This window comes from Mucilaginibacter rubeus, from assembly GCF_003286415.2.
In the GTDB taxonomy this organism is placed as follows: domain Bacteria; phylum Bacteroidota; class Bacteroidia; order Sphingobacteriales; family Sphingobacteriaceae; genus Mucilaginibacter; species Mucilaginibacter rubeus_A.
This window is the reverse complement of record NZ_CP043450.1, coordinates 1,392,725-1,410,440: the sequence shown is the minus strand read 5'-3', so window position 1 is coordinate 1,410,440 and position 17,716 is coordinate 1,392,725. Positions and strand designations below refer to the sequence as shown.

Below are 17,716 nucleotides of genomic sequence, written 5' to 3'. Positions count from 1 at the left end.
ACATAAAAAAAGCCTCCCGGCATTTACCAGGAGGCTTATAATATTTTTCACTATTGATATAGCTTACAACTCTCTTACCCAAATATTACGGAAGCTAAGCGGCTCGCTTTTATCGCCGTGAGCTTGTAATTTAATTGGCGACGGACCATGTTTTTTACCCTCGTAAGATGGTTTGCCAATGTACTGTGTAGGACCAAGCAACTCAAAGTTGTTTTCAACCAATACACCATTGAAAAACACAGTAGCTCTCGCTGCTGATTTTAATGAACCATCTTCGTTAAATACAGGAGCAGTCCAGATCACATCATAAACATTCCACTCGCCAGGTTTGCGGCCAGGGTTTGCCAACGGAATAACTTGTTTGTACAAGCTGCCTGCCATACCGTTAACGTAAGTTTTGTTTTCGTATGAATCTAAAACCTGTAACTCGTAACCGGCATCGCCTTTACCTATTGAGGCTAAAAACACACCGCTGTTACCACGGGCTTGTCCGGTACCGGTAATGCTTGCAGGTACTTTCCATTCAATATGCAACTGGTAATTGTTAAAGCTTTTTTTGGTTTCGATGTTACCTGTAGCTTTGTTTACGGTAAGTACATCACCTTTTACCAACCATTTGGCAGGGGTCTTATCTTCAACAGAAACCCATTCGTCAAGGCCTTTGCCATTAAACAAAATGATGGCATCTGAAGGAGCATCACCTAAATTTTTGCCCGGGGTAACTACTTTAGGTACCGGTTCCCAAATTTCTGTGTCTTCAGGTTTCGCATTTTGCGCGTTCGCCATGAAGCAGCTACCTGCTAAAAGGGCGGTTAATATTAAAGGATATTTCATCTCTATTCGGTTTTAATTGGTTTAAACGTGAAGTGTATCTTTCAAATATGAAGCGCTTTTCGCGATGCTCACATACGGATCGATGTTGGTAAAGTTTTCCTGCTCAACAATAAAGTGCTTAATGCCGGCCAGTTTAGCTTTACCTAATATGGTTTTAAAGTCGATATCGCCATTGCCAATTTCTGTATTCAGTTCGGCATTGGTTTTATCCCTGTCTTTAACGTGTACAAATTCGAAGCGGCCTGGGTGTTTTGAAAATATCTCAACAGGATCTTTACCGGCGCGTACTACCCAGTAGATATCCATTTCCATGGCTACCAGTTTAGGGTCGGTATTGTTCAATACTACATCGTAAAAAGTAGTATCGCCAACAGGAGCCCACTCAAAGTTATGGTTGTGATAACCTAACTTCAAGCCAGATTTTTTCAGGATCTCGGCTATCTTATTCATTTTATCAGCAACACCTTTGCAATCATCAACCGTTTTAATAAAGTTGTGATTTAACGCCGGAATGATGATATGCGATTGACCAATTGTATTGGCAACTTCAATATAAGCGTTTAAATCATCAGTTTTGCCTGAGCCAAAATACTCATCTAAACCGTAATGGCCGCTTGCAGTTGTTAAGCCGTTATCTTTTAAAAGCTGGCTAAATTCTTTGCCTTTTAAACCCCAATAACCGGTTTCTTTGTTAAAACCAAAGGTTTCAACTTCTTTATAACCGGCTTTTGCTACCTGTGCAATAACACCTTTTACATCTTTGGGTAATTGATCGCGCAGGCTATACAATTGCAGGCCCACTTTATTTGTAGCTTTAGCCGATACCAACTTAGGTGCAATAACCGCACCGGCAGCAATTAATCCGGCTTGTGCTAAAAATGTTCTTCTGGTTGTCATGTATTTGTTTTAGTTAGTTTAGCTTTTTAGAGTGATAAGGTGATGTAAGGTTTAAACATCACAAATATGCACCGCTTTTCTGAGCGAAGCTATTTTGTCTTTTTGCTTTGGAATGAACTCCTGGGCTACAAAGCCTTTATGTCCCACCTCAACAATGGCTCGCATAATAGCAGGGTAATATAACTCCTGTGTTTCGTCAATTTCATTACGACCAGGAACGCCGCCAGTATGGTAATGCGCGATGTATTGGTGATTAGCGCGGATATTACGGATCACATCGCCTTCATCAATCTGCATATGATAAATATCATAAAGCAGTTTAAAGTTTTCTGAACCCAGCCTGCGGCAAAGTTCAGCGCCCCACTCTACCCTATCGCACTGGTAATCTTTATGGTCAATCTTGCTGTTCAACAATTCCATCACTAATACTACATTATGTTTTTCGGCAAGGGCAACCATTGGTTTCAAGCCTTCAACGCAATTGTTCCAGCCTTCCTCGTCGGTTTTACCGCGGCGGCTTCCGCTAAAGCAGATCAGGTTTTTGTACCCGGCTTGTGCTACCAACGGAATCATTTTGGTATAATTTTCGTGCAGCTTAGCGTGAAATTGTTTGTCGCCAAAACCATCGGTCAGGTTAATTTCTGCCCCATTACACATAGATGAGAACAGACCATATTTTTTTAGTGTAGGCCAATCTGATGGGCCAACAAGATCAATACCTTTTATGCCGATATCTTTAGCGGCCGCACAAAGCTGATCTACGGTAAAATCACCATAGCACCAGCGGCATACCGCATGATTAATATTGCCTTTTAGCTTGTCATCAGCCTGCATATGTTTTTCAGTTTCGGTAGTAAATGAAGATAATACGCCCGACGCGCCAATAGCCGCCGTGCCCGCGATCATGCTTTTAATAGCCGAACGCCTGTTTTGATTTGATGCCATGGTTATATTTGGTTAGTGCTGGTAATTATTCGGTTGCACCCTTTTTCTCCCTGAACGACAGGAAGAACAACAGGAACACTGCAGCGGCAATTGAAGCCGGTATCAACCAGATCATTCTCCAATCGTGACCTGCAGGGCCGTTATAGTTGTCTGATATTTTTCCGGCCACATAAAAACCTATCAGCATACCAACACCATAGGTAGCAAGGGTTATCATACCTTGCGCGGCACTTTTATATTGCACACCGGCTTTTGAATCGGTATAAATTTGTCCGGATACAAAGAAAAAGTCGTAACAAACACCATGCAGGGCAATGCCAATTATCAACATAAAGCTCAGATCACCGGCGTTACCATAAGCAAATAAAGCGTAACGCACCGCCCAGGCCAACATACCAACAAGTATAGTCCATTTAAAACCGGCCCTTTTAAAGAAAATAGGCAAGCAAAGCAGGAATGCCACTTCAGATGCCTGACCAATGGTCATTTTACCGGTAGGATTATCAACCTTAATATCGGTTAAAAAACTGTTGGCGTTTTGATAATAAAATGCCAGTGGAATACAGATCAATATGGAAGCAACAAAGAAAATGGCAAAATTTGGATCTTTAAGCAGCTTCAGGGCATCAAGGCCAAGCACTTGTCCGATACTAACTTTTTCGCCTTTTGCAACCTTTGGAGGGGTTGCAGGTAAAGTAAAGCTGAATAAACCTAAAACAGCCGATGCTATGCCCCCCATCAGAAATGTATATCTTAACATGCCTTCCGCTATTCCTTTTGGTGAATCCCAGTGAAATAAGTAACTGATAGCCAAACCTGCTACGATCCATCCAATTGTACCCCAAACCCTAATAGCTGAAAACTCTTTCTCAGGGTCTGTCATTTGGTTAAAGGATACAGAGTTTACCAACGCCAGGGTTGGCATATACAACACCATATAACCTAACACATAGGGATAAAATACAGAAACATCGGCAGCCGAAAACATCAGATACATCAAGCCGGCACCTAATAAATGAAGTACGCCCAAGATCTTTTCGGCGTTAAAATATTTATCGGCTATTAATCCTATAATAAACGGAGCAATGATAGCGCCCCATGATTGTGTAGAAAAAACTTCGCCGGATTGTGCGCCTGTAGCATGAAGAGTTTTATCTAAAAAAGTACCTAAAGTTACAAACCATGCGCCCCAGATAAAAAACTCCAGGAACATCATGAACGATAGCTTTGATTTTATCCCTATGGTCATGAAAATTTAATTATTTTTTTAATGATAGAATGTATTTTACAATTTCTTTAGCATCGCTTTCAGGCAATGAAGGGTGCGGAGTCATGGCAATGTTACCCCAGTTACCGCTACCACCGGCAATGATTTTTTTAGCAAGCATATCAATGTTCGCGTCTGAAGCATCATATTTTTTTGCAACCTCTTCAAATGCAGGGCCGATAACTTTAGTATCAACTTTATGGCAAGTGCTGCAATCTAATGATGCCATTAATTTTTCACCGGCCGATGAACCTGCAGAACCACCTGCCGGTTCGGTACCTGTTTTTGCTACAACAGTATCTGCGTTAGCATCAGCAGCTTTTGCTGATTGATTTGCACCGTTAGTGCTGTCGCTGCCACCGGTGTTTTTTGATGAATTTCCGCCGCAGGCAGCAAACGCTGCGCTGATACAAAGAATAACGAATACTTTTTTCATAAAAGTTTAATTGTGGTTTTCGATGATAACCTTGCCGAAAATCTGCCTTTAACAAAACCTCTGCTGTTTTTCATCATGTAATTTTAATTGGGTTGGTTAATCAGGCGAAAATTACAACTTTTTATGATATTTAAAGCCTTATTAAACCGATATAGCACCTAATGAAGCGGTTTTTTTACGTGAACGCATGTAAATCACCAGACCTATAAATGCTACGATTAATACAACAGGGATCATGAGGGTAGTATTCAATACTTCCGGACCTGCCGCCGACCGTGCCGCGTCAAACGCTTTGGCCATCTCCGACCCTGCCGGGGCCGAGCGATAAGCGTCCAGGTTCGCTCCTGCCGGTAATTTGGAAACCATGATATTATCATAGAAACCGCCCATGAACATCATATAAACAGATACGCCGAACATACCTGCACCACCCATAAGATTTAAACCTACGGCACCAGTGCGTGGCAGGTTCTCGGCCACAAAACCTATCATACATGGCCAGAAGAATGCTACACCCAGACCAAAGATCACCGCGGCAAAATAGATAGCGTCACCATGCAGGTGTACCATCAGGTAAATACCTAATGCTGATAAAATAGCCGAGATGAGTAACACGCCCTGCGGGGCTAAACGATGTACTATCGGACTTGCAAAAGCGCGACCTAATACCTGTACCGATGCAACAAAGGTTAAGATGAGTATAGCGTTATCTGTAACTGTCTTGAATAAAACGTCTGTCCACTGATTGGTGAACAATTCTGTAATGGCTGTGCCAAACATGCAGATGATCATGAATATAAACAACGGATTTAACAATGCCTTGTACATATCCTCGGTGCTAACACCTGCAGATACACGTTCGGTAACCGGGAAATCCAATTTTGAGAACAGGTAACCGTATGCTATGGTTGGAATCAACATCAAAGCAATCTCTACCTGCGAGATCCAGTATGGTTTTGGCGATACGCCATGTGCCAAAGCGGTATCCAGACCGAATACTATTAAAGTACCAATAACGATGCCCGCCGGAAACCAAAGGTGAAAGTGATTGAGTTTGGTTGTTTTGTTATCTGTAAATAACGACGCTACGAGCGGGTTGCAGGAAGCCTCAACCGTACCGTTGGCTATCCCTATCATTAAGGTTGATAGGAACAGCGTCCAGTAGCCATTGGCGAAAATGGTAAGCAGGATCCCCACCAGGTGGAAGATAAAAGCAGACACCAGCAGTTTTTTCATGCCGATGATATCTACAATAAAACCTCCGACAATGATAGCAAGCGGAAAGCCCCAGAATGCGGTTGCCGCGATAGTGCTTAACTGTGAAGCATTCAGGTGAAATCTTACACCCTGATCGTTCAGGATCCCGGCACGGATACCGAATGACAATGAAGTTACCAGTAACGACAGGCAGCTTGCCCTGAATAGCTGTGTACGGTTAATAGTTTGCATTTTAAATTATTTAGGTTATGATAATAATTGGTTAATTGGCTGTATCAAAATGCACTTAGCCGGTTTGCACCGGCATGAATCCTGCCTTGTGAATCCCATCTTCACGAAGCGGTTTCTTAAAAAATAAATTATGTCATTGCGAGCGTAGCGCGGCAATCGCATGCTATACAGAGTGGCCCTGTATAGCGTGCGATTGCTTCGTCGTTCCCCCTCGCAATGACACGGGTGGTTATATCCCTAACGTTTTCCTGTTGAACGCGTCGTCAGAGCCTGATGCTGCGAAATCGTCAAAAGCACGTTCGGTAACACGGATAATATGATCTTTAATGAATTGAGCGCCTTCTCTTGCGCCGTCTTCAGGATGTTTAAGCGCGCATTCCCATTCAAGCACGGCCCATCCTTTAAAATCATATTGTGTTAGTTTGCTGAATATCGATTTAAAATCAACCTGTCCATCGCCCAATGAACGGAAACGACCGGCACGGTCAACCCAGTTCTGGTAGCCACCGTAAACACCCTGGCGTCCGGTTGGATTAAACTCAGCATCCTTAACATGGAACATCTTAATACGTTCATGGTACAGATCGATATATTCCAGGTAATCCAGGCATTGCAATACAAAGTGCGATGGATCATACAGCAAGTTGGCACGTTTGTGGCCTTTTACATGATCAAGGAACATTTCATAAGTGATACCATCATGCAGGTCTTCGCCCGGATGGATCTCGTAGCAAAGGTCGATGCCATTTTCTTCGTAAACATCCAGTATCGGAGTCCAGCGTTTGGCCAGTTCTTCAAAAGCCGTTTCAACAATACCGGCAGGGCGTTGAGGCCATGGGTATACCATAGGCCAAAGCAACGCGCCGCTAAAGGTAACCGAAGCGTTTAAGCCTAAATTCTTTGAGGCCTGTGCAGCGTACTTCAACTGTTGAACAGCCCATTTCTGCCTTTCGGCCGGGTTGCCACGCAGATGTTCAGGTGCAAAACCATCAAATAAGGTATCATAAACCGGGTTTACCGCAACCAGCTGACCTTGCAGGTGAGTTGATAGTTCGGTTATTTCTAAACCCGCAGCATTAACTATGCCTTTAATTTCATCAGCATAGGTTTTGCTTTCGGCAGCTTTTTGCAGGTCGATAAAGCGTGCATCAAGCGTTGGCAACTGTACACCTTTGTAGCCCAAACCAGCCGCCCACTGGCAGATAGATTCAAGGCTGTTAAATGGAGCAGCGTCGCCTATAAACTGTGCTATAAATATGGCAGGTCCTTTTATAGTAGTCATATTTTTTGTTTTAGATAGATGATGAATTAAATAGTGAAATCAGTCCATTTGAGGTCCGATTTACCCGATGCAATCACATTTTCGATAAAGGCCATTCCACGAACGCCCTCTTCAATACCCGGGAAATCCAATTCCTCAGGAGTAGCTTCTTTACCTTCCAAACCCGCTTTTACTGTTAAAGCAAAATTGCGGTATAGGTTGGCAAATGCTTCCAGGTAACCTTCGGGGTGACCGGCAGGGGTACGTGTGTTATGCTGTGCGAATGAGCTGGTATAGCCACCACCTGTACGCCAGGTTTCGGCAGGCTTATCGGTGTACATAACGGTTAATGAATTAGCATCGCTCTGGTGCCACTCTAAACCACCTTTTTCACCATACACCCTGATCTTTACGTTATTTTCTTCGCCGGCAGCAATCTGCGTAGCAGTAAGCACGCCGCTTGCGCCGTTGTTGAATTTCAAAAGGGCAGCACCATCATCATCCAGCTTGCGACCAGGGACTACAATGTTAATATCGGCGCAAATCTTTGTCACCTCTAAACCGGTAACGTACTCGGCCAGGTTAAAGGCGTGCGTACCTATATCGCCCATTGCACCTGCAATACCGCTTTTACCCGGATCTGTACGCCATGAAGCTTGTTTGTTATCTTCTCCTTCTAAAAATGTACTTAACCATCCCTGCGGATACTCAACGTAAACTTTTTTAACAGCGCCTATAGCACCTGCTTTTATCAGTTGCTTAGCTTCCTTAACCATAGGGTAGCCGGTGTAAGTATGTGTAAGGCAAAACAGTTTACCTGATGCCTTTACTACTTTTTCCAATTCTTTAGCCTCTTCAAGCGAAAAGGTCATGGGTTTATCAAGCACCACGTGAAATCCATTCTCAAGCGCCATTTTGGTTGGGGCAAAATGCACATGGTTAGGCGTTACGATGCTGATCACCTGCACGCGTTCGTTCTCAGGCAGTTGTTTTTCTTTTTCAATTAGTTCCTGGTATGAGCTGTATGAGCGGCTTGCCGGTAAACCGAGCAAAAGACCGCTGGCCTGTGATTTTTCGGCGTTGCTGCTGAAAGCGCCGCAAACCAGTTCATATTCGCCATCAATACGGGCGGCTATACGATGCACGGCACCAATAAAGGCGCCTTGTCCGCCGCCGATCATTCCTAATCTTAATTTCATTTGTTTTTGTTGGGGTTGATGTTTTGAATTAAAGGCTTCTCAATCGATTGTATACGTCAAAAACAGCATTACATCATAATGCTGTTTTTGACAATAATTTCATTGGGATAATCACCAAAGGTATGATCAATTGATATTGCAATTTTTTAGGTTGCCCAGGCTTTATCGCCTTTTTTGTATGGCAGGTTACCATCATATTTACCAGGAACGGCAATATAACGTAAAGCCTGTGTAGCACCCGGTTTTGAAGTGAAGAAACCAAGCAGGGTTAATTCTTTCAGCATCCTGAAGTAATGGTTAGGATCTTCGGGTTTTTTAGTTTTGGTATAATCTTTTTGTTCTTTGTCAAGCGCGGTTAACAACTCGGTACGTTGCTCCGGAGTAGCCTCCAAAAACTTTTTACCAAATTTTTTGTCGCTTGCATCATTCAGGTCTTTTAAACCTTTGGTAAAGATCTTCTGATCATCGGCAGTATAGCAATCCTGTACCATAACAGTCATAAACTTGCCAATTTCGGCCGCTTTAGCACCTGGGGTTGAGGTTGCAGGCAAAATGGTTTCGCCAATTTCATCCATCAGGGCCACATCATCCTGTGTAAAAAGGTCGTTTACTTTTGGCGAAGATGATTTACATCCGGAGATGAAAAACTCGGCGCCGATGATGGTACCGCCAAGGATCAAACCTACCCTGCCTATCGCTTCTCTTCTATTCATGTTTAATTATTGATTTACTGAATTAGTGATTAGTTGGATTAGTGAATAGTGTTTACCAGAGTTACGAAGTTTTAAAAACTTCGTAACTCTTTTCCCAACTAATCACGTATTCCTAAATTACGCTTTCAACACGAAACCTTCGCGGTAATCGCGTTTAATGTATTGGTTAACTGCATCGAAGTTGGTAACTTTCATAGCCTGGTTATCCCAAACTAATTTTACCCTGCCACCTTGTAATTCATGACCGCGAACAGCAAGGTTTGCCATCAATAATGCCTCGGTAAGTGGACCAGCCTTATCAAACGATGAGCTTAATTCTGTTTTACCGTAACCGGCAATACAGCCTTCAACCCACTGCGCATAGTGACCCTCGGCACCGCCTGGTACACGAGCCCATTTTTGCGGAGCTTTCGCATCTTTGGTAAGCGATTTTGGTAACAACGTTGGCGCATCAGAATAAGTACTTGCATACATTTTTCCTTTTGTACCAATGAATAAAGTACCGTTGCCTTCTTCGCCGCCAAACCTTTCGCTTGCTAACAATTCGATAGGTCTTTCTGGCTGAATACCACCGTCCATCCAGTGCAGGGTAACATCACCTTTAGTTTTTTCCGTTTTAGGGAAAGTTAATGTAATGTGGCTTGAAGGAGGGCAGCTTTCAGGGAAGTGACCTTCTTTAAACTCATCTACATAAACGCTACCAACACTGGCCTGAACATCTTTTGCATACTGGATACCCAACACGCGGAAAGGAGCCTCAACCAGGTGACAGCCCATATCGCCAAGGGCACCGGTTCCGTAATCCCACCAGCCGCGCCAGTTAAATGGAACCAGTTTATCAACATAATCTTTTTTAGGTGCAGTACCCAACCACAGGTCCCAATCCAATTCTTTAGGAATGTTTGGCTGTGGCGGAGGCCATGCTATACCTTGTGGCCAAACAGGGCGGTTTGTCCAGCAATAAACGGTATGTACATCACCAATCAGATCGGCATCATACCATTCTGAAAGTAAACGTGTACCATCATTTGATGAACCCTGGTTACCCATTTGCGTTACCACTTTGTATTTTTTGGCAGCCTCGGTTAACATACGGGCTTCCCAAATATCATGGGTTAACGGTTTCTGAACATAAACGTGCTTGTTTAACTGCATCGCATTGTATGTGATGATAGCATGGTTATGGTCTGGTGTTGAAACCGATACGGCATCAAAATGCTTGTGTTCTTTGTCAAACATCTCGCGCCAATCTTTATAATACTTTGCTTTAGGGAAATCGCCGCGTGATTTGGCCGATCTTCTGTCGTCCACGTCGCATAGGAAAGCGATTTCAGCTTTACCGCTTTTGTAAAAGTTAGCGATATCGCTTTGGCCTTTACCACCTGCACCAACGCCGGCAATTAACAATTTATCGCTCGGGGCAATGAAGCCTTTACCGCCCAGTACATGGCGCGGAACGATCATAAAGCCAGCTGCCGCTATGGCGCCGCTTTTAAGAAATTGCCTTCTCGACGGATTAGGGGTTTTGTCCTTTTCTTCAGTCATGGGTGTTTTTGTTATAGGTTGTTTTTATGTGATAGTGATTAAATTTCCCCTTTTTTAAGCGCGTCAACCGCATAGTTAGCGGCACGTGCAGTTAAAGCCATGTAAGTAAGTGACGGGTTCTGGCACGCTGCCGACGTCATACATGAACCATCAGTAACAAATACGTTTTTAGCATCCCATACCTGGTTCCATTGGTTCAACACTGAAGTTTTTGGATCGCGGCCCATACGTGCGGTACCCATTTCGTGAATGCCACGGCCAAGGAACGGATTAGTGCTGGAAGTTTGCACTTCTTTAGCACCGATGGCTTCCAGCATTTCTTTGCCGTCTTTTTCCATATCGATACGCATTTTCAGCTCGTTTGCTTTTAATTCGGCATCAATGGCAACAACAGGTAAGCCCCATTTATCTTTTTTGGTTTTGTCGATAGTAACCTTGTTATCATGGTAAGGCAATGTTTCGCCGAAAGCGCCCATACCTATATGCCATGAACCCGGTTCGGTTAATGCATCTTTAAATGCACCACCGATGTTCAGTTCGGCAATATCACGGCTCCAGCCTTCGCGGCTTGCCGAACCCTGGTAACCGAAACCCCGGATATAATCACGTTTTTCGCCGTTAAGGTTACGATAGCGCGGGATATAGAAACCATTTGCACGGCGACCGAAATAATACTTATCCTCATAGCCTTCAATCCTGCCATAAGCACTAACATTAAGGTGGTGGTCCATCAGGTTATGGCCAAGCTCGCCGCTGCTGCTGCCTAAGCCGCCTTCCCAAACATCAGTAGCCGAATTCATCAGGATCCATGCAGAGTTGATTGTTGAAGCGTTTACGAATACGATCTTAGCGAAGTACTCATAAGTTTTGTTGGTTTCAGCATCCAGTACTTCTACGCCTTTTGCTTTTTTGGTGTCTTTATCGTACAAAATTTTGGTAACGATAGACCACGGGCGCACAGTTAAATTACCGGTAGCCATAGCCGCAGGTAAAGTAGCCGACTGCGTGCTAAAATAAGCACCAAAAGGACAACCTAACCAGCATTTATTACGGTACTGGCAGTTGGTACGGTTGTTATGCGGCACGGTGATATTGGCGGTACGGCCAATAATCATGTGGCGTGCTTCTTTATAGAATTCTTTAAGGCGTTTTGAAACGTCTTTTTCAACAACATTCATTTCCATTGGTGGCATAAAATCGCCATCAGGAAGGATTGGTAAACCATCTTTATTACCAGAAATACCGGCAAATTGCTCGGCATAGCTATACCATGGAGCAATATCTTTATAACGGATAGGCCAGTCAACAGCGATGCCATCTTTCAGGTTGGCTTCAAAATCAACATCCGCCCAGCGGTATGACTGACGTCCCCACATCAATGAACGACCGCCCACGTGGTAACCACGGAACCAGTCAAACCTTTTAATTTCGGTGTAAGGGCTGTCTTTATCACTTGCCCAATAGTCAAGGTTGGTCTCGTTTAACGGATAGTCGCGCTTCAGAACCGGGTAATCCTCAATCATTTTTTGGGTACGACCGCCTCTGTGCGGAAATTCCCAAGGATCTTTGGTCGCGTTCACATAATCTTTAATGTGTTCGATATTACGACCACGCTCAAGCATGATGGTTTTCAAACCCTTTTGTGTAAGTTCTTTGGCAGCCCACCCGCCTGAAATTCCTGAGCCAATGACTATTGCGTCATAAGTGTTTGCAGACATACGAATAATATGATTAGTTTAATTTGTTTAGTACTTGGTTATCTCGTTAAATGTATGAATAAAATTCATTTTCCAAAATTACATTGTGTTTTTTTTACACATAGGTCTTAGTTACAATGGCAATTAGTGGCAGTAGCAATGGCAGTTGCAGTTAGCTTTTCCCTTATACAGCAGCTACTTTTTCAGCAACTACTTAACAACTGCTACAGCCACTCAAAACTGCAACTTTTGCAATTCCTACTGTTGAATAACTGCTACTGCAGCTAAAAACTGCAACTAAATATTCCCTTTCTTCATCTCGCTCATGGCATAATCAGCGGCACGTGCGGTGAAAGCCATATAAGTTAATGATGGGTTTTGGCATGAGGTTGAGGTCATGCTGGCGCCATCGGTAACAAATACATTTTTAACGCTATGCACCTGGTTCCACTTGTTTAATATCGATGTTTTAGGATCGTTGCCCATACGTGCGCCACCCATTTCGTGGATGTCCAAACCGGGAGCCCGCCTATCTGTACTGGCTTTAATATTGGTAAAGCCGGCGCTGGTGAACATCTCAGTTAACTGCTCCACATAATCCTTCTTCATCTTTTCATCGTTATCGTCATAATCGATGTTCATTTTAAGCAATGGTACGCCCCAGGTATCTTTCTGCTTATCGTCAAGGCTTACAAAGTTGCTTTCCTTCGGAATGGTTTCACCCATCATGTGCGAGCCTACATGCCATGGACCAAGCTCTTTGTTAGCCAGGTTATCTTTCAGGCTGCTGCCTACCCCATCCCAACTGCGTTCCGGATACCTATATGCGCTGAAGCCCGATGCGTAGCCGCGTAAAAAGTCGGTTTCCTGTTTGTATACGTTTCTGAAACGTGGAATATAGCCACCACCTGCCGGGTTACGGCCATCGGTTGTCCATTCCTTAGCACCATCATACTCGGCACCAATATGGGCCGAATAATTATGAAACGCTACATATTTACCTAACACACCGCTATCATTACCCAAACCATTAGGAAAACGATGCGATTTGGAGTTTAACAATATCAAGTTGGTGTTTAACGCCGCGGCATTAACAAAAATTACTTTGGCATAGTATTCTATAGCTTCTTTGGTATTGGTATCAATAACCCTTACGCCGGTCGCTTTGCCAAGCTTGTCGTCATAAATAATGGATTCAACCACCGAGAAAGGCCTTAACGTAGCGTGGCCTGATTTTAACGCCCATGGAATTGTAGTAGCATTGGCACTAAAGTATCCTCCAAACGGGCAGCCACGCTCGCAGATAGTACGTCTCTGACATTGTACCCTACCCTGATCCAGGTGGATCTGTTTAGGAGTTGATAAATGCGCGCAACGCGCGCTGATCACATACCGGTTTTTATATTTACTTTTTACGTGATCCCTAAAATATTCTTCAACGGTATTTAACGGAAATGCCGGTAAAAACTCACCGTCTGGTAATTCGGCGATGCCATCTCGGTTACCGGAGATACCGGCGAATTTCTCTACATAGCTATACCATGGTGCTATATCCTTATAACGGATAGGCCAATCCACAGCGAAACCATCACGGGCAGGGCCCTCGAAATCAAAATCACTCCAGCGCTGAGTCTGGCGGGCCCAAAGCAGGGATTTGCCGCCAACCTGGTAACCGCGGATCCAGTCAAAAGGTTTATCCTGTATATATGGATGCTCGGCATCTTTTACAAAAAAATGTGCGGCGCTTTCACCAAACGCGTAGCAGCGGTTTACTATAGGATTAGCCTCCTGAACAGACATTGGCAATTCGCCGCGGTGTTCAAATTCCCAGGGATACATATTAGTGGTGGGATAATCCTTAATATGCTTAACATCGCGCCCTCGTTCCAGAATGAGTGTTTTTAAGCCTTTATCTGTAAACTCTTTAGCAGCCCATCCCCCGCTCATGCCCGAGCCAATGACTATCGCGTCGAAAGTGCGTTCTTTAACGCTGTCGATATTTAAATTAGCCATTACTTATACTGCTTGCTTTTGTTTATAAGGGAAATGCGCATTGTACCTACCCGGCACAAGTTCATATACCACTATATTGGTCATGAAATATTTTGAATTGGTGTAACCGTTTATGGTTTGCCTTTTTACGATGCTGTAAAACTTTTTAAGTTCGGGCGAATATTTGCCTGCTGGTGGCGTGGCCGGTGCAGCATTTTTTTCATCGCCACTTTTCTGAGCAGCGGCTTCTTCCGCTTTACCCTCCTGCTCTATACCCAGCAAAAATGCTTCGCGGGTTTTAGTATCCAGCTGGTCAAACGTTTTACTATATAATTTTTTAGACTGATCTGCAAAATGTCCCATACCGGTTACAAACGCCTGCTGATCTTCTTTTTTATAGCAATCATCCAGCATCTTCAGTACAAATAAATGCAGTTGCAGGTCTTTAGCGCCCGGTGTTGTTGTTTTAGGAATAATAGTTTCAGCTACATCGCCTATCAACTGCTCCTGATCGGCAGTGATATCGATATTTTTAAGTGCAACCTTCGACTTTGCTTTATCCTGCGAACAGGCCGGAAGCAATGCTGCCCCTCCTATTATCAAAGCCAGGTTTTTAATGACGGTACGCCGGTCCATTGTTTAAACTAAATTGTTTTAGCGAAGCTCCTTTTATCATCCGCGGTATTTTTACTTATTGGACAGATAAAGGGAAAGGCTTATTTATGATTTATAACGTATCTCCAAACTTAATAATTACAATTTAATATCAAGCGGAAAAAATTTAAATCTTCACGAAGGTGTAAGATAGCTTTATACTATCAATAGCCCCATTTTTTCATGATTTGTAAATCAATTTTTACACAATCGATGGGATCTTTCCCTTGGTACGATTCCTGCTCGATGATGAAAAGTGAGGTGCCTCCTTTTTTAGCCCCGGCCTTCACAATATCCCTAACAGGCAGGATCCCTTTGCCCAAAATAGTGCTTTCGGTATCATCACCATTATGCGGAGGTACCTTAATTTCGTCTTTCACGTGCATTGACTGGAACCGGCCTGGATACTTATTAATAAATTCTAATGCCATGCCTCCGGTGCTGAACATGTTACCAATATCAATTTGTTGGGCAACCAAAGCAGGATCGGTATTCTGGATGATATAGTCGTAAAGGGTGATATCGCCAACTTTAGTACTGATCTCAAAGTTGTGGTTATGATAACCAAACATCATGGACGATTGCTTGCAAAGCTCGCCGCATTTGTTAAACTGTTCCATTGTACGTTTCAGGGCATCTGTATCTGTACGTACCTTTTCGTCCAACCAGGGGCTGATCACAAATTTTTGCCCCATGGTGGCGGCATCTTCAACCGTATACTTCCAGGCATCGGTAAAATCATTTTTAGATGCATCCCAATGCTGTGCTGTCATTACCGTATGGCCGCTTGGCATTTTCAGGTCAAGGTCGCCCAGGATCTTTTTAAACTCTTTGGCTGTATAGCCATAAAATTTTCTGTCGATATAATTAGCATGCTCTACATGGGCATAACCCGCATCAGCTATCTTTTTAAGCGTTCCCTGCGGATCGGCTTTCATGGCATCGCGTACGCTATAAAGCTGTACCCCTACCCGCTTTAGTTTATTATCAGTTGCTGCAAATAAACTATCAGGAAGCAAAGCCGCTCCAGCTATTGCCATGGCTCCGGTTTTTAAAAATGATCTGCGTGATGTATGCATGGTATTACGTTTTAAGGTTATTTAGCTATTGGGAATACAGGAAACAATAAATCTGAATTGCTTACAAAAGCCAGGTGCTTGCTATCTGGCGCCCATGATGGGGTGTTGATAGTACCCTGACCGCCGTATAAATAAGCAACTACTTTTGACGGACCGCCTTCAACCGGCATTACCCTTAAATATACGTGTTTATAAAAAGGGTGATCGCCGGGTGCAACTTCGCTTTTCAGGAAAGTAATATACACAATCCATTTACCATCCGGCGAAATATGCGGGAACCAGTTGTTATAATCATCGTTGGTTAGCTGTGTTTGTTCGCTGCCATCAGCTTTCATACGCCAAACCTGCATCAGGCCGCTGCGCACCGAGTTAAAGTAAATATACTTGCCATCCGGCGAATACTCGGGACCATCGTCAAGTCCGGGGGTGTTGGTTAGCCTCTCCTCTGGGCCGCCACCAGCCGGGATGCGGTACACATCAAATTCCTTATTGCGTTCGCCACAAAAAACAATATATTTTTTATCAGGCGACCAGCCATGCATATAGCTTGCGCCATGCCCGGTTTGCGTTACCCGGGTAGCTTCGCCGCCAGCCGATGATACGGTATAACCTATAGAAGGGCCGCCATCGCCACTACTGATGGCCAGCATTTTGCCATCGAAAGAAAGTACGTGGTCGTTATTATTATTTTTAGCAATGCCCGTATTGAGCACCGTTGGTGTGTGCGATTTAAGATCAAATTTATAAAGTGAGCCCTCGCTGTTATAAATAAGCGATTTGCCATCCAACATCCAGTTTGGGGCCTGGATAGATTTTGGCGATTGGTAGATCACCGTAGCATTCTGGCTTTCCAGGTCAAGCAGTTCGATAGCACTGCCTAAATATTGTTTATAAGGCACAAGCGTAGCCGGAGCAGGCGTAACTATCCTTACATTATTGAATACTGCTTTTTCGATAACATCCGCATTGTGCGAACAGATGAAGATGCCTACGTAAACATCATCGCCCAAATCAAGGTCTGTTACCTCTTCATTTACAAACAGATCGCCTTTGCGGGCTACCGACATGGTGTAGGTATTGCCTTTACGTTCCAGTTGGATCACGTCGGCAGAGGTGATAGAAACTTTCTTTTCTTCGGTAATGCCGCTTACTGTTTTGCGATATTGCAACGAGGTAAGGCCATCGCCATGAACAACCGCATTAATGTGTTTTGAATTTGAATCGAGCGTGGTACGCACCATTAAACCCACCTTGCGGTGTGCTTCAACACCTTTACCTATAAAAGCTGCATTGGTACGCAGGATGAAATCGCCTTTTATTTTCCTCCACACAAAATGAAAATCATCGTGCGTTGCCCATATATTTTGTCCTGAACCCGTAAGTGTATATTGCTGTGTTTTAGCGTCGAAAGTTCCGCTACCTTTATGTTTAACAGTCCCTACATCGGTTTGTCCTTCAAATATTCCCGGCCCCTGAGCTTCAACCCGGAATGACGACAAGGCAAGGCATGCCATGAATAACACAACATTTAATACTTTACAGCGCATTGGTTTTGGTGTTTAGTGTACACTATAATCGGTTCACTAAAGGTATATAATCAATTTGCAATTAAGATAGTACTATTTTAACAATTCTCCACATTTTTAGGATATAACCAGATTTTTACAAAGTGTATTTTTAACACCTTGCTGGGCTTTCTATTGTAACAAAATCTGCATTAGCACGAGATTGCATCGTCGTTCCTCCTC

The 17,716-nt window shown here is 43.6% G+C and carries 15 protein-coding genes; all 15 read right to left on the bottom strand.

Annotation, left to right across the window (positions count from 1 at the left end):
• Positions 1-63 precede the first annotated feature (63 nt).
• The gene (locus DEO27_RS05810) at positions 64-834 is read right to left on the bottom strand and encodes a DUF1080 domain-containing protein (protein ID WP_091211460.1); all 771 of its coding nucleotides are present in this window, start codon (positions 832-834) and stop codon (positions 64-66) included.
• A gap of 21 nt (positions 835-855) precedes the next feature.
• Positions 856-1,731, bottom strand: coding sequence for a sugar phosphate isomerase/epimerase family protein (locus tag DEO27_RS05805; RefSeq protein ID WP_112572204.1), 876 nt, complete (start codon positions 1,729-1,731; stop codon positions 856-858).
• Between the two features lie 51 nt (positions 1,732-1,782).
• Positions 1,783-2,676, bottom strand: coding sequence for a hydroxypyruvate isomerase family protein (locus tag DEO27_RS05800; protein WP_112572206.1), 894 nt, complete (start codon positions 2,674-2,676; stop codon positions 1,783-1,785).
• A 25-nt stretch (positions 2,677-2,701) separates the two neighbouring features.
• The gene (locus tag DEO27_RS05795; RefSeq protein ID WP_112572208.1) at positions 2,702-3,925 is read right to left on the bottom strand and encodes a nucleoside permease; all 1,224 of its coding nucleotides are present in this window, start codon (positions 3,923-3,925) and stop codon (positions 2,702-2,704) included.
• A gap of 10 nt (positions 3,926-3,935) precedes the next feature.
• A complete protein-coding gene (locus DEO27_RS05790) occupies positions 3,936-4,379 on the bottom strand; it encodes a c-type cytochrome (RefSeq protein WP_112572210.1) in 444 nt (147 codons plus the stop codon).
• A gap of 141 nt (positions 4,380-4,520) precedes the next feature.
• Positions 4,521-5,828: an MFS transporter gene (locus DEO27_RS05785; protein WP_112572212.1), complete on the bottom strand. Its 1,308-nt coding sequence runs from the start codon at positions 5,826-5,828 to the stop codon at positions 4,521-4,523.
• Between the two features lie 229 nt (positions 5,829-6,057).
• Entirely contained in the window at positions 6,058-7,110 is a 1,053-nt protein-coding gene (locus tag DEO27_RS05780; protein ID WP_112572214.1) for a sugar phosphate isomerase/epimerase family protein, read from the bottom strand.
• 26 nt (positions 7,111-7,136) lie between these two features.
• Entirely contained in the window at positions 7,137-8,288 is a 1,152-nt protein-coding gene (locus DEO27_RS05775) for a Gfo/Idh/MocA family protein (protein WP_223818169.1), read from the bottom strand.
• Between the two features lie 146 nt (positions 8,289-8,434).
• Positions 8,435-9,001, bottom strand: a complete 567-nt coding sequence (locus DEO27_RS05770; protein WP_091175423.1) for a gluconate 2-dehydrogenase subunit 3 family protein — start codon at positions 8,999-9,001, stop codon at positions 8,435-8,437.
• 117 nt (positions 9,002-9,118) lie between these two features.
• Entirely contained in the window at positions 9,119-10,546 is a 1,428-nt protein-coding gene (locus DEO27_RS05765) for a Gfo/Idh/MocA family protein (RefSeq protein WP_112572216.1), read from the bottom strand.
• 38 nt (positions 10,547-10,584) lie between these two features.
• Positions 10,585-12,264 (bottom strand): GMC oxidoreductase, encoded by a 1,680-nt coding sequence (locus DEO27_RS05760; RefSeq protein ID WP_112572218.1) that lies wholly within the window; start codon positions 12,262-12,264, stop codon positions 10,585-10,587.
• Positions 12,265-12,540: 276 nt separating this feature from the next.
• Positions 12,541-14,256 carry a GMC oxidoreductase gene (locus tag DEO27_RS05755; protein ID WP_112572220.1) on the bottom strand — a complete coding sequence of 572 codons (1,716 nt, stop codon included), beginning with the start codon at positions 14,254-14,256 and terminating at the stop codon, positions 12,541-12,543.
• Positions 14,257-14,259: 3 nt separating this feature from the next.
• Complete coding sequence (locus DEO27_RS05750; protein WP_112572222.1) at positions 14,260-14,871, bottom strand: gluconate 2-dehydrogenase subunit 3 family protein; 612 nt, start codon at positions 14,869-14,871, stop codon at positions 14,260-14,262.
• A 182-nt stretch (positions 14,872-15,053) separates the two neighbouring features.
• Positions 15,054-15,968: a TIM barrel protein gene (locus DEO27_RS05745; protein WP_112572224.1), complete on the bottom strand. Its 915-nt coding sequence runs from the start codon at positions 15,966-15,968 to the stop codon at positions 15,054-15,056.
• A gap of 17 nt (positions 15,969-15,985) precedes the next feature.
• Positions 15,986-17,515: a TolB family protein gene (locus DEO27_RS05740; RefSeq protein WP_112572226.1), complete on the bottom strand. Its 1,530-nt coding sequence runs from the start codon at positions 17,513-17,515 to the stop codon at positions 15,986-15,988.
• Positions 17,516-17,716: the final 201 nt, after the last annotated feature.